Origin of the sequence: Chitinophaga rhizosphaerae (assembly GCF_003958645.1) — a bacterium.
GTDB lineage: Bacteria > Bacteroidota > Bacteroidia > Chitinophagales > Chitinophagaceae > Chitinophaga > Chitinophaga rhizosphaerae.
In genome coordinates, this window is record NZ_RXLO01000002.1 from 654,035 (window position 1) to 667,696 (window position 13,662).

12 protein-coding genes are annotated in these 13,662 nt (G+C 54.5%); 5 read left to right on the top strand and 7 right to left on the bottom strand.

All coding sequences use genetic code 11. From position 1 onward, the window contains the following. Positions 1 to 32: 32 nt before the first annotated feature. On the bottom strand, positions 33 to 554 hold the full coding sequence (locus EJ361_RS06365; protein ID WP_126244518.1) for a gamma carbonic anhydrase family protein: 522 nt from the start codon (positions 552 to 554) through the stop codon (positions 33 to 35). Positions 555 to 588: 34 nt separating this feature from the next. On the opposite strand from EJ361_RS06365, the gene EJ361_RS06370 reads away from it, so the two are divergent. Next, the gene (locus EJ361_RS06370; protein WP_126244519.1) at positions 589 to 1,770 is read left to right on the top strand and encodes an aspartate aminotransferase family protein; all 1,182 of its coding nucleotides are present in this window, start codon (positions 589 to 591) and stop codon (positions 1,768 to 1,770) included. A gap of 141 nt (positions 1,771 to 1,911) precedes the next feature. On the opposite strand, the gene EJ361_RS06375 is transcribed toward EJ361_RS06370, so the two are convergent. From EJ361_RS06375 to prfA, 3 genes are all read right to left on the bottom strand, one after another. Then, on the bottom strand, positions 1,912 to 2,595 hold the full coding sequence (locus tag EJ361_RS06375) for an OmpA family protein (RefSeq protein ID WP_126244520.1): 684 nt from the start codon (positions 2,593 to 2,595) through the stop codon (positions 1,912 to 1,914). Between the two features lie 135 nt (positions 2,596 to 2,730). Further along, positions 2,731 to 3,300 carry a DUF937 domain-containing protein gene (locus EJ361_RS06380; protein ID WP_126244521.1) on the bottom strand — a complete coding sequence of 190 codons (570 nt, stop codon included), beginning with the start codon at positions 3,298 to 3,300 and terminating at the stop codon, positions 2,731 to 2,733. Positions 3,301 to 3,432: 132 nt separating this feature from the next. Further along, complete coding sequence (gene prfA, locus EJ361_RS06385; RefSeq protein WP_126244522.1) at positions 3,433 to 4,509, bottom strand: peptide chain release factor 1; 1,077 nt, start codon at positions 4,507 to 4,509, stop codon at positions 3,433 to 3,435. Positions 4,510 to 4,677: 168 nt separating this feature from the next. Between prfA and EJ361_RS06390 the strand changes: the two genes are divergently transcribed. Together EJ361_RS06390 and EJ361_RS06395 are read left to right on the top strand one after the other, a co-directional pair. Then, complete coding sequence (locus tag EJ361_RS06390; protein WP_126244523.1) at positions 4,678 to 5,844, top strand: amidohydrolase family protein; 1,167 nt, start codon at positions 4,678 to 4,680, stop codon at positions 5,842 to 5,844. 12 nt (positions 5,845 to 5,856) lie between these two features. Further along, positions 5,857 to 6,945: a mechanosensitive ion channel family protein gene (locus tag EJ361_RS06395; RefSeq protein WP_126244524.1), complete on the top strand. Its 1,089-nt coding sequence runs from the start codon at positions 5,857 to 5,859 to the stop codon at positions 6,943 to 6,945. 75 nt (positions 6,946 to 7,020) lie between these two features. On the opposite strand, the gene EJ361_RS06400 is transcribed toward EJ361_RS06395, so the two are convergent. From EJ361_RS06400 to EJ361_RS06410, 3 genes are all read right to left on the bottom strand, one after another. Beyond that, entirely contained in the window at positions 7,021 to 7,509 is a 489-nt protein-coding gene (locus EJ361_RS06400; RefSeq protein WP_126244525.1) for a YbbN family protein, read from the bottom strand. 13 nt (positions 7,510 to 7,522) lie between these two features. After that, positions 7,523 to 8,056: a MerR family transcriptional regulator gene (locus tag EJ361_RS06405; RefSeq protein ID WP_240646558.1), complete on the bottom strand. Its 534-nt coding sequence runs from the start codon at positions 8,054 to 8,056 to the stop codon at positions 7,523 to 7,525. A 95-nt stretch (positions 8,057 to 8,151) separates the two neighbouring features. Then, on the bottom strand, positions 8,152 to 9,123 hold the full coding sequence (locus EJ361_RS06410; RefSeq protein WP_126244526.1) for a M23 family metallopeptidase: 972 nt from the start codon (positions 9,121 to 9,123) through the stop codon (positions 8,152 to 8,154). A gap of 328 nt (positions 9,124 to 9,451) precedes the next feature. Here EJ361_RS06410 and alaS point away from each other — a divergent pair, with 328 nt between their 5' ends. After that, entirely contained in the window at positions 9,452 to 12,076 is a 2,625-nt protein-coding gene (gene alaS / locus EJ361_RS06415; RefSeq protein WP_126244527.1) for an alanine--tRNA ligase, read from the top strand. 130 nt (positions 12,077 to 12,206) lie between these two features. Continuing rightward, positions 12,207 to 13,172: a PDZ domain-containing protein gene (locus EJ361_RS26070; protein WP_126244528.1), complete on the top strand. Its 966-nt coding sequence runs from the start codon at positions 12,207 to 12,209 to the stop codon at positions 13,170 to 13,172. Positions 13,173 to 13,662 lie beyond the last annotated feature (490 nt).

The window sequence follows — 13,662 nt, forward strand, 5'->3', positions numbered from 1 at the left end:
GACCTGCAATATAATAATTATTCATAACATGACTACACCTGGTCGCGGAACCAGTCGGCGTACATGATGTAGTTGTTGGCGATGCGGTCGATTTCCCCGGAAATGAGCTCCTGGGAGATGGTTTTCACCTTTTTGGCGGGCACCCCGGCATAGATGCATCCCGCTTCCACCTGCGTATTTTCCAGCACCACGGCCCCGGCGGCGATGATGGTATTGGAACCGATCCGGGCATTGTCCATCACGATGGCGCCCATCCCGATCAGCACGTTATCCTCCACCGTGCAGCCATGCACGATCGCGTTGTGGCCAATGGATACGTTGTTGCCGATGATGGTTTTCGTTTTCTGGTAAGTAGCATGGATCACGGCGCCATCCTGGATATTGACTTTATCGCCCATGCGGATGCTGTTCACATCTCCCCGGACCACGGCATTGAACCAAACGCTGCAATCCTTTCCCATCACCACATCGCCCACGATGGTGGCATTCGGCGCAATGAAGCAATTGTCGCCCATTTGCGGGTGTACACCCTTTACTGGTAATATTACTGGCATGATACAAATATAGAACTTCACTAACTTCGCCCCAATGAATAACAGGCAGCTTTTTTTACAGCACGTGGCGCAAACATCCGACGCCCCGCTGGCGCTCGAGATGGTAAAGGCGCAGGGAATGCATATGTGGGACGCTTCGGGCAAGCAATACCTCGACATGATCGCGGGCATCAGCGTCTGTAACGTCGGCCATTGCCACCCTGCCGTCGTGAAAGCCATCCAGGAACAGGCGGCCGCTTACATGCACCTGATCGTGTACGGCGAGTTCGTACAATCGCCGCAGGTACAGTACGCCACTTTCCTCACCCAACACCTCCCCGGTTCCCTCAACTCCGTATACTTCACGAATTCCGGCAGCGAAGCCACCGAAGGCGCCATGAAGCTGGCCAAGCGCCACACCGGCCGCACCGGCGTGATCGCATTCAAAAACAGCTACCATGGGTCCACACAGGGCTCACTGAGCATCATCGGCGACGAATACTGGCGCAACGCCTACCGCCCTCTCCTGCCCGATGTACTGCATTTGCAGCATAACGACATGGGCATGCTCGAACAGATCACCCACCGCACGGCCTGTGTGATCGCAGAAACGGTACAAGCCGAAGCGGGCGTGCTGGCACCTTCCGTGGAATGGATGCAAGCCCTCCGCCGCCGCTGCACCGAAACCGGTACGCTGCTCATCCTCGACGAGATACAATGCGGGCTTGGCCGGAACGGCACCCTGTGGGCCTTCGAACAATACGGCATCGTCCCCGACGTACTGCTGCTGGGCAAAGCCCTCGGCGGCGGGATGCCCCTGGGCGCTTTCATCGCCGACCGCGATATCATGTGGAGCCTGACGAACCAGCCCGTTCTCGGCCATATCACTACCTTCGGCGGCCACCCCGTGGCCTGCGCCGCAGGGCTCGCGGGCATGAAGGCGCTGCTTTCCGAAAACATGATCGACGGCGTTTTCGATAAGGAAAAACTGTTCCTCAGCCTGCTGCAACATCCGAAGATCAAGGCCGTGCGGAGCCGCGGGCTCATGCTGGCCGTGGAAGTGGAAGATTTCCCCTCCGCCAAGAAAGTCATTGATTATTGCATCGCCAACGGCGTCATTACAGACTGGTTCCTTTTCGCATCCAACGCCATCCGGTTCGTGCCGCCGCTGATCATTTCGGAGGAAGAAATCCGCCAGGCCTGCGCCATCCTCCTCGCCGGGCTCGATACGCTGTAAAACTGGGTTTATACTACAAAAAGCCGCCATGGACAAGGTCTCTGGCGGCTTTTTCGTCATGAACTACATGGCAAAAAAAATCCTCCCGGAAAGCCGGGAGGACCGTTTCAAACTGCTTATGAGAAAATTCAACTAAAAAGCTTATTTCTGACCAGCTTCGTTCTTCGCCTCGGACTTCATTTTGTCGTTTGCGAAGATGGAGAATTCCACACGACGGTTTTTGGTGCGATTGGCTTCGCTGTCGTTAGGGAATTTAGGCTGGGTTTCGCCGTACCAGAAAGTCTGCACGCGGGAAGCGGAAACGCCCTGGCCAACGAGGTAGTTCGCTACGGATTTTGCCCGGCGTTCGGACAGGCCGTAATTGTAGGAATCGGAACCGGTATCGTCCGTATGGCCTTCCACACGAACATGGGTGTCCGGGTATTTGTTCAGCACTTGCGCCAGTTCTTCGATGTTGGATTTGGCGGTAGCGGTAAGGTCGGATTTGTCGAAGCCGAACAGTACGCCGGAGTTGAATGTAACGTTGATACCTTCGCCTACGCGTTCTACGGTGGCGTTGGGTACTTCGTTCTTGATTTCTTCGGCCTGCTTGTCCATTTTCTTACCGATGAGCACGCCGGCAGTGCCACCTACTGCGGCACCGATGATGGCGCCCAGGGCGGTGTTACCAGCGGCCTTTCCGATCACCGCGCCGGCAGCAGCTCCGCCACCGGTGCCGATCACGGCGCCTTTCTTCGTATTGTCCATGCTCTGCCACGTGCTGCAGGAGCTGAAAACAAGGATACCTGCCATCGCCATCGCCACAAATGCATTCAATCTTTTCATCTTGGTTATTTTTTTGGTTTGAGTACGCTAGCCTAAACAAATTCTTTGCCAACAATTTTTTCCGGCAGATAAATTTATGTTTATCAATGTGTAAGGGATAACGGTTTAAAAGATATGGAGTTATTCCCCGATGCGTCATTTCCCGAAAAGGCCACCAAGAAGCCCGCCCAGGCCGCCGCTGCTTTGCTGTTGTTTGGCGCCATTCGTGATCATGGCGGTGAGATCTTGCATATCAACATCGCCATCGCCGTCTTTATCCAGGCCGAACTTGCCCAGCAGACCACCGAGATTGAAGCCGCCGGTAGAACCGCCGGTGAGGGAACCGATGATGCCGTCCAGCGAAAAAGAGCTGTCTCCCGGATCATTGGTTTTCTTTACGAGGCTGCCCAAAACGGAAGGGATGAGCGACCCGGCGATGGAAGCGGCAGCGCCGCTGTTGAGACCGAATTTCTCCATGAGGTTTTTTACGAAATTCCCCTGGATGCCGTTCACTAAAGGGTTTGCGCTATCGGGCGCGCTGTTTCCGTTGAAAAGGCCCATCACTTCTTTCACATTGCCGTTGGCAAGTGCAGACTGCAGGCCTTCTGCGATGGAGTGAGACGCTTCGCCGATCACGGCATCGTTTTGTTCGTTGGGAATGGCAGGGTTGGCTACTACTGTTTCCTGCGCATTTTCGCGGACCAGTTGCACTAATTGATCTAACATTTGTGAAAGTTTAGGGTGGATAAATTATGAAGCTCGACAATTGCTGCATACGCGCAGGATTAATAACATTTCCCTTCCGCAAATTGTTGCAAAAGGGAATTGTCTATACGTGGGAAGCGGAACGCGACGGGATTACATACCCATCTGGTCGCCGGTCTTCATTTTCTCTGCGTTTTCGGCGAACTGGAGGGCCTGGATCATTTCTTCGACCTCGCCGTTCATGAAGGCATCGAGGTTGTAGACGGTCATACCGATCCGGTGATCGGTCACGCGGCCCTGGGGATAGTTGTACGTACGGATTTTCGCGGAGCGGTCGCCCGTGGAAACCAGTGATTTACGTTGCGAAGCGATGGCGTCTTCATGCTTGCGGACGGCCGCTTCGTAAATGCGGGTCCGGAGCATGCGCATGGCGATGTCGCGGTTGGAGTGCTGGCTGCGGCCTTCCTGGCATTCCACCACCACGCCGGTGGGGATGTGGGTGAGGCGCACGGCCGATTCGGTTTTGTTTACGTGCTGGCCACCCGCGCCGGAAGACCGGAAGGTGTCCATTTTGATATCGGCTTCCCGAACGTCTACGTCCACTTCTTCCGCTTCGGGCAGCACCGCCACGGTAGCAGCGGAAGTGTGCACGCGGCCGGAGGCCTCGGTAGCGGGTACGCGCTGTACGCGGTGAACGCCGGATTCGAATTTGAGGGTGCCGTATACATCATCGCCAGACACTTCGACCACTACTTCCTTGTAGCCGCCTGCGCCGCCGGTGTTTTCGTTCATGATAGACGTTTTCCAGCCTTTGTTCTCGCAATAACGGAGGTACATGCGCAGGAGGTCTCCGGCGAAAAGGGCGGCTTCGTCGCCCCCGGTGCCGCCGCGGATCTCGAGGATGGCGTTCTTCTCGTCTTGCGGGTCTTTCGGGATGAGGAGGTTCCGGATATCGGCCTCCATCTGATCTTTCTGTTCCGCCAGGCCTTCGGTTTCTTCCTTGGCCAGCTCGCGCATTTCCTCGTCGCCGCTTTCGAGCACTTCGCGATTGAAGGCGATGGCTTCAAGAAGCTTGCGATAAGCGTCGTAGGCCTTTACGATTTTTTCCAGCTGGCGGTATTCCTTGCTCAGCTTGCTGAATTGTTTGTTATCGCTTACTACCTCGGGGTTGGTAAGCGCCATGGAAACTTGTTCGTATCGGCCTTTGATGGCTTCCAGTTTATCTATCATAAATCGGTTATCCGGATTAAAATTCAGCAATTTAGGGCTTGATCCTGCGTTATTACGCCGCTGGTCCCTGCCCGCCTTGCCGGTTCGGGTTGCAAAATTACGCTTTTGCCGGTTATTTTAAGCGCCGGAAGGCGATGCTTCCGGCCAACATTCCCTAAATTCACCCTTATGATCAAGATTACAGCAGACGATATATTCGACGGGAGAAAGTTTCATGGCCCAGGCCGGGCGCTGGTGCTGGATGAGAACGCCACCGTTTCGGCGCTCGTTCCGCGCTCGTGGGTAGGGGAAGATTTTGTGAAATTGGATGGGATACTTTGCCCGGGGTTCATTAACACCCATTGTCATCTTGAACTGTCGCACATGAAAGGGTCGGTGCCCGAGGGCACCGGTCTCCCCGCCTTCCTCACGGCCGTCATGGAAAACCGCACCCCTCCCGCCGCCGACGTTCTCCATTCCGCCATAGACGCCGCCGCCGGGGCCATGCACCAGGAAGGGACCGTAGCCGTGGGAGACATCGCCAACACCGCCGCCACCGTGCCCGTCAAACGGCGGACGGCCCACCAGACCGTGTGGCACACCTTCGTGGAATGCATGGGCGTTGCCGACGCATCGGCCCCGCAGCGCCTGGAACACTCCATGGCCGTACTGGCCCAGTTCCGCCAGGCGCAACTGCCGGCTGCCCTCGTCCCCCATGCGCCCTATTCCGTGTCGCCCACCCTGTTCCGCCTCATCAACGGGCTCAAAAGCAACGGCACCATCAGCATCCACAACCAGGAATCCGCCGCCGAAAACGAATTATTCCGTCACAAAACCGGCCCATTCCTGCAATTTTACCGTCATTTCAATATGGATGCCTCCTCTATCGGCGGGACCGGCTCCAACAGCCTGCCCGCCTATATCCCGTATTTCGACCAGGGGCAAACGATGCTCCTCGTCCATAACACCTTCACCACCCGGCAAGACGTGGAAGCCGCGCTGGCGCGGGATGGCCAAACCTACTGGTGCCTCTGCCCCAACGCCAATCTGTATATCGAAGGCATGCTGCCGGATGTGGACATGCTCCTGGCTACGCCCGGCGTAACGATCACGCTGGGGACCGACAGTCTCGCATCCAACCACCAGCTTTCCATCTGGCGCGAAATAGCAACCCTCCGCCAGAAATTCCCGCACATCCCCTTGGAAACCATGCTGCAATGGGCTACCCTCAATGGTGCGATGGCACTGGGGATCGACGACCGGTTCGGCAGTTTCGAAAAAGGCAAAACGCCCGGCGTAGTTCAGATTTCCGGAAATACCTCCCGCATCCTCGACCTGAAATCGCTATTTGCGTAGATTTGCACCGCTATGAATGAATTCCTGAACCAACAGTTTTTCGAAAACTCCGTCCGCAACTATCTTATCGTTGCGGGCATCATTCTTTTCGTTGTCCTCATCCGGCGATATTTGTCCAAAAGCCTCGCCGCCGCACTGTACGGGCTTATCCGGCACTGGTCTCCCGCGATCGGGCAAAAAGAATTCGTGGAGCTGCTGCTCAAGCCGATAGAATACTTCCTGGTGATGGTGGCCGTGATCATGGCCAGCAATCACCTCGTGTTTCCCGAAGCGCTGAATATCGTCGTGTTCAACCGCGCCGAGCCTTTCACGTTGAAAATGCTCCTGGCGCTCGTCCTGAAGATCGTGCTGAGCATGACGTTCATCAGGATACTGCTGCGACTCATCGATTTCTTCGCGCTCATCCTGGAAAAGAAAGCCGGCCTAACGCACGATAAAACCGACGACCAGTTCGTCATCTTCTTCCGCGATTTCTTCAAAGCGATCGTTTATATCATCGGAGCGATAATCCTTATCTACATACTTTTCGGGAAAGAGCTGGTAGACAAGCTGGTGGCGGGTCTTGGCATCGGCGCTGCCGCCCTCGCCCTCGCCGCCAAGGAAAGCATCGAGAACCTCATCGGCTCGTTCATCATCTTTTCCGACAAACCATTCCGTGTAGGCGACAGCGTTAAGGTCGACAATTTCCAGGGAACGGTGGAAAAGATCGGTCTGCGCAGCACGCGCATCCGCACGCTGGAAAAGACTTTCGTGACCGTTCCGAATAAAAAGATGGTAGACAGCGTGCTCGACAACCTGTCGCTGCGCACGCAGCAGCGCGTGGCCATGAAGCTGGAGCTCGCCGGCGATACGCCTCCTGCGGCGGTGCTGGCCGTGGTGAAAGACCTCCAGGCTTTCCTGAAGGCGCAGCCCGATGTGGAGCCCGGCTTCAGCGTGAACCTGCACGACTTCGGGAAAGATTCCATTCTCCTGCAACTCATTTACATGACCAATATCCTCGACGGCACGCCGTACCTGGAGTTGCGCGAGCGCGTGAACCTGGAAGCATTGCGCATCCTGGAAAAGCACGGCGCGCGCCTGGCCATGAAGGAAAGCGCATAAATCCGTTTCCCTGCGAAACAAAAAATCCCCTCCGGCTATGCCCGAGGGGATTTTTTTCGCTGTATATGACGATAATTATTTCGCGTTCATCTTCATGATGATCTTGGCCAGATCGTCTTCCACGGTGGAAGAAGCGGCGCCGGTGATGCGGCCTTCCTCTTTCCCGTCGCGCACCACGATGATGGTGGGATATTTTTTCACTTTGTAGCTGTCTGCCTTCGTGTCTCCGCTGTTCCCGGAATTATCCACGGCGTACATGTGGATGGATTCTTCGGGCACGCTGGACAGGATCATTACTTTATAGAATTCGGGGAGGAGTGTGCGGCTGGCTTCGTCTGCCGGGTTAACCAAAGCCACCAGTTGAATCTTATCCTTGTTGGTCTTGATATAGTTGACCATGGTGGTGTTGGCGTTATAGCGGTTGACGCCGTTATGGAACCAGGCGTAGGAGGAGTCGGAAAGGAGCTGTTTCATCTCGAATTTGCCTTTGAGCGCCTTGCTCTGGCCCATGGTCACGGAAGACAGCAACAATCCGCATCCCAGTAGTACTGTGTGTAAACGCATAATGTCCTATGTTTTATAATTGATCTTTTAACTCCGTCAGGAACGTTCTGACTTTCTCGAGGGATTTTACCATTTCGAAATTGCGGGAGGCGATGCGCTTGTCTTCCCGGAGTTTCTGTTTGGCGCCTTCGATGGTGTACTTTCTTTCGCGCAGCAGGTGGTAGATGAGTTTGAGGTGCTGGATATCTTCCTGCCGGAAAAGGCGGTCGCCCTTCCGGTTTTTTTTGGGTTGGAGGATATCGAACTCATTTTCCCAGTAGCGGATCAGGGAAGTGTTGACGCGGAACATGCCGGCCACTTCGCTGATGGAATAGTACTGTTTGTCGAGCGTTAATTTTTCCAGTTCCTGGATCACGTGTGGATCGCCAGACAGCTCTTTCAGACTTTTCCGGCCTCTTTTTTTGCCCTTTACCGGCGTTTCACCTGCGGCAAGCGGGGCGTCCGGTGCCGGAGGAGCGCCGTTTTCCTCCCCGGGAACTCCGGGCACAGGTTGCTTTGCGGTCGGGGGCGGCGTCGGCAGGCCGAATAAGTCCAGTTGCTGCATCATAACCGAAACTAATTGATAATGAAAAAGATTACGGATACAATATTACGGAATCCATCCCATGAACTGAACCGCCATTTCCTTCAATAATCATTCCATTAATCGAAAGACTGGTTGCCGGACCGCGCGATCTTCAACATACGGTCGAATTGCTCGGGAGTAAGATCATTATAAAAGAAGTACACGGGGTCTACTTTCACCCCGTTTTTCATCACTTCGTAATGGCAGTGCGGACCGGTGGATTTGCCGGTGCTGCCCACCCATCCGAGGATGTCGCCCCGTTTTACGGCCTGGCCGCGCTTGGCTTTGATGCGCACCATGTGGCCGTAGAGCGATTTATAGCCATAACCGTGGTTCACCACCACGTGGTTGCCGTAGCCTACGTCGCTGAGGCTGGCCTCTTCGATGGTACCGTCGCCCGTGGCATAAATAGGCGTGCCGGAAGGAGCGGTGAAATCGAGGCCGGAGTGGAATTTTACGGTTTTATAGATAGGGTCGATGCGATAGCCGAACCCGGACGCGATCCTGTCGAGGTCCTTGTTGGCCACAGGCTGGATAGCCGGGATGGAGGCGAGCATCTTTTGTTTGTTCTTGATAAGATCTTCGATCTGGAGGTAGGATTTTTCCTGGAGCTGGACGCGGTTCCCGATTTCCGCCAGCATTTTTTTGGTGGCGGCGATGATTTCGCTTTCGGGTTTGGCGGACAGGGCGAGGTTTTCTTTGGATTTCTCGTCTTGCCCCGCCCGCACGCTATCCGGGATGGGAGCGGCTTCGAAGATGACGCGGTAAATTTCGTTGTCGCGATGCTGAAGCTCGCCGAGCTGCCCTTTCAGTTCTTTCACCTGGTCTTGCAGGGTATTATATTCCTCCTGCATATTATCGAGATCGCGGCGGAGCATCGTTTCCTTGGGGGAATCGAGGAACCGGTAAGAGACCGTGAGGAAGAGCATGCCGGTGACGATGGCGGCAGACAGGAAGCCGAGGATCCGGAGGACTTTCACCTTGACGGAGACTACGAGCTTTTCGTATTTAAGCGTTTGAGTATTATAAAAATATTTGACTTTCTTCATGAACCATTAGCGGTTGATAGCAGCGTACGATAGAACGCCCCCCGTTAAAATTTATTATAAACCCGGTTCCCGGGCGGATTGGCCCCGGAAAATGGCGGTTAGCTAGTTATGATTATTTCGATATTTTTGCACCGCATTCCACCTTGCGCTAAAAAATTGAACGGTTGTAACCGGGGTCCGCAAACCTAAGAGAATTAGGCTAAAACGTCAACCTTTTGCATCTCAATTTTCTCGGCGGGCCTATTTGCGACAATCACAAAATAACGCCAATTTCAGGACGGATGCAATTATAATACTAAAATTAGATATTAATACCGACTAATATTTTATGACCGCAGCCCAGATCAGGCAACAGTTCCTGGATTTTTTCGTGTCCAAGGGGCACCACATCGTCCCTTCCGCACCGATCGTACTGAAAAACGACCCCACGCTGATGTTCACCAACGCGGGGATGAACCAGTTCAAAGACATTTTTCTTGGTAACAAGCAGCCGCAGTGGACCCGCGTCGCGGACACCCAGAAGTGCCTCCGTGTGAGCGGCAAACATAACGACCTGGAAGAAGTGGGGATAGACACCTATCACCATACCATGTTCGAGATGCTGGGGAACTGGAGCTTCGGGGATTATTTCAAGGAAGAAGCCATCGCCTGGAGCTGGGAATTGCTGACGGAAGTGTATAAACTCCCGAAAGACCGCCTGTACGTGACCGTTTTCGAAGGCAGCGAAGCTGAAAACCTGCCCATGGACGCGGACGCTTTCGATTTCTGGAAGCGCCACATCGCGGAAGACCGCATCCTGCTGGGCAATAAAAAGGATAACTTCTGGGAGATGGGCGAAACCGGCCCCTGCGGCCCCTGCACCGAAATCCATGTGGATTGCCGTACAGACGCCGAAAGAGTCGCCGTTCCGGGGAAAGACCTCGTGAACAACGACCACCCGCAGGTCATCGAGATCTGGAACAACGTATTCATGCAGTTCAACCGCATGAAAGACCGCTCCCTCGTGCCTCTCCCCGCTCAGCACGTAGACACCGGCATGGGCTTCGAACGCCTGGTACGCGTGATCCAGGGCAAACAGTCCAATTACGACACCGACGTTTTCACCCCGCTGATCCACGCCACGGAGCTGCTTTGCGGCAAAAAATACGGTCAGACCGAAAAAACCGACATCGCCTTCCGCGTGATCGCCGATCACATCCGCGCCATATCCTTCACCATCGCCGACGGGCAACTGCCTGCCAATACAGGGGCCGGTTATGTGATCCGCCGCATCCTCCGCAGGGCAGTTCGTTACTACTTCTCTTTCCTCGATGTGAAAAAGCCGCTCCTGCACGAATTGGTACCGATGCTCGCGGAAGAATTCCGTACCGTTTTCCCGGAACTGTACAACCAGCTCGATTTCGTGAAAAAAGTAGTGTTCGAAGAAGAAACCAGTTTCTTAAGAACATTGGAAAGCGGCCTGGACCGCTTCGAAACATTAAGCTCGTCCACCACTACATCCACTACGAAGAAAATCGATGGCAGCGCCGCTTTCGAACTTTCCGATACGTATGGGCTCCCCCTCGATCTTATTAAGCTAATAGCATCGGAAAAAGGATTGGAGGTCGACGAAAAAGGGTTTGAAATAGAGCTGCAAAAGCAAAAAGACCGTTCGCGCGCCGCCACCACCCTCGATTTGGGTGACTGGAGCGTACTGGACGAACAGCCTTCCGGCGTTTTCGTAGGCTATACCGAACTGACCACGGACGCCAAAGTGCTGAAATACCGCCAAATCACGGCGAAAGGCAAAAAACAGTACCAGATCGTGCTCGACAAAACCCCCTTCTACGCCGAATCCGGTGGGCAGGTGGGCGACACCGGCACCTTGTACTTTGGAACGGAAGCCATCGCCGTTACCGATACCAAAAAGGAAAACGACCTCATCGTTCATTTTACCGACCAGTTACCGGCCCATCCGGAAGCGGCGGTAAAAGCGGAAGTAGACGCGCTCAAGCGCCAGGACATCGCCCGTCACCACTCCGCTACCCACTTGCTGCACGCCGCCCTTCGCCAGGTGCTGGGCACGCATGTGGCGCAGAAAGGCTCGCTGGTGAACGCGGAATATCTCCGGTTCGATTTCTCCCATTTCGCCAAAGTGACCGACGAAGAGCTGGCCTCCATCGAAGCCATCGTGAACGGGAAAATCCGGGAAAACATCCCCGTGATCATCCGCGAAATGCCCCGCGATGAAGCCATGAGCCTGGGCGCCATGGCGCTTTTCGGCGAGAAGTACGGAGACACCGTACGCGTGGTGACCATCGATCCCAATTATTCCCTCGAACTTTGCGGCGGCACGCACGTAGGCCATACGGGCGAGCTCGGGCTCTTCAAATTCCTCTCCGAAGGCGCAGTTGCGGCCGGCGTGAGAAGGGTGGAAGCCGTTACCGGCGCCAAGGCCGAAGCATATGTTAATGAACAGATCGCGCAGTTGAAAGAAATCAAAGCGGCTGTCAAAAACCCGAAAGAGCCCGCCAAAGCCGTGGAAACGCTCGTTGCCGAAAAATCGGCCCTCGAAAAGCAACTTGCTGCCCTCGAACTGAAACAGGTACAACAGGCCGCGGCCAGCCTCCCGCAAAAAGCGGAAACCGTGAACGGCGTACAGTTCGTGGGCACTGTGGTAGACGCTTCCAGCGCTGATGCGGTAAGGCTTTACGCGAACGTCCTGAGAGACCTGCTGACCGCGCCCTTCGCGGCAGTGCTCTGCGCCAACGTCGGCGGCAAAGCGCAAGTGGCCGTCCTTTTGTCTGACGACCTCGTGAAAAACAAAGGCCTCAACGCCCAGAAGATCATCAAGGAACAGGTTGCCGGCCTCATCAAAGGCGGCGGCGGCGGACAGCCTTCCATGGCCAATGCCGGCGGGCAAGACGTCAGCCAGTTCCCCACGGTCATCGAAAAAGTGAAAAGCATCCTCTGATGATAGAAAGGCTCCTCCCGGAGCCTTTCTTTATTTTAACATTCCGTTATCGCCTCCACCGCTTTTTTAACATTTTTTTACCCTCCCCGGCCTGTAAATTTGCCCTGTCACTAAAAAAACAGCTGATATTATGCGCAGACTCCTTTTTTCCGGCAGTACCCTCCTCCTCGCATTTACCCTGGCATCGACCGCGGTATCCGCACAAGACGGGCGCGGTCATAAACTGGGAGAATATGACGAGATCATCATCAAACGCAAAGGCGAAACGCAAAATGCGAAAGTAACCGTAGAGATCAAAGACGGCGAAGTGTTCGTGGATGGCAAGCCCATCCGGGAATACGAGGGCGACGGGCTTTCCGTGAAACGCCGCGTCATCATACCGCGAAACGGAAACTTCCCCGACCATATGCCCGAAAACCTCCTGGAAGACGCCATCAGGCCGGGGCCAGCTGTACTGGGCGTGATCACCGAAAAATCCGCCGCAGCAGGCGCCACCATTACCGAAGTTGCGGAAAACAGCGCCGCGGCCAAAGCAGGGCTCAAAGCCGGGGACGTGATCACGAAAGTCAACGATACTAAAATCTCCGAGCCGCAAGACCTTTTCGAAACCATTGGAAAACTCCAGCCCGGCGACGAAGTGACCGTTCTCTACCTCCGCGATAAGAAAGAACAAAAAGCAACCGCCAAATTACAACCGCGGGATAGTGCTGCAGACACGATGCGCGGCCGCCGTTTCCGCAGTCCGCGGATGCTCGACGACGAGCCCCGCGTTTTCCAGATGCCCCGCGGCTTCGACGACCTTTTCAACCCCAACGCCCAGGCCAAACTGGGCCTCCAGGTGCAGGACCGTGAAGCGAACGACGGCGCCACCGTTCAATCCGTAGAAAACGGTTCCGCCGCTGAAAAAGCCGGATTCAAAACAGGCGATGTCATTCTTTCCATCGACGGCCAGCCGGTAAAAAGCGCCCGGGAAGTGGTTGCCGGTTATCGCGGAGCGAAAGATAAATCCAGCATCGGTTTCAGCATCCGCCGCAACGGCAAAACCGAAACGCTGACGGTAAAAGTACCGCGTAAACTGCGGTCCGAAAATTTGTAAACAGTAAGGCAGATATATAGTTTAGTGTAAAGCAAAGAGAGGCGGTCCGGGAGTTCCCGGGCCGTTTTTATATTTTACTGATCGTTAATCCGGAAGATAGCGATCTACCAAAGCATCCCATCGCCAGGCCCAACAACACTTTCCGGTCCGATCGCTTGTAGTTTGGCTACTACCTGCGAATCACTCATAATATTCAACTATCGGTTATTCACGCCCAGGGAAAACTTTGCCGGAATCAACTAGCTCACGCGGATCGTTCTCTCCACGCATATTGAACGAAACTACGCGCCCGGTCTTCATGCTTTGGTCACAAGTTAGTTTGTAGTCATACGTTTCATGTTTTAAAATGTTCAACTCAATAATAACCACTTGCGAAACACAGAACTTCTTCGGCACCTTTTCATAAAAATATTGCAGCCATTTTTCTCAAAATCCTCCTCAATTATTAGTTGTGCGTTTGCTGCGTTTTCTTACATCCACCGAAAAATAT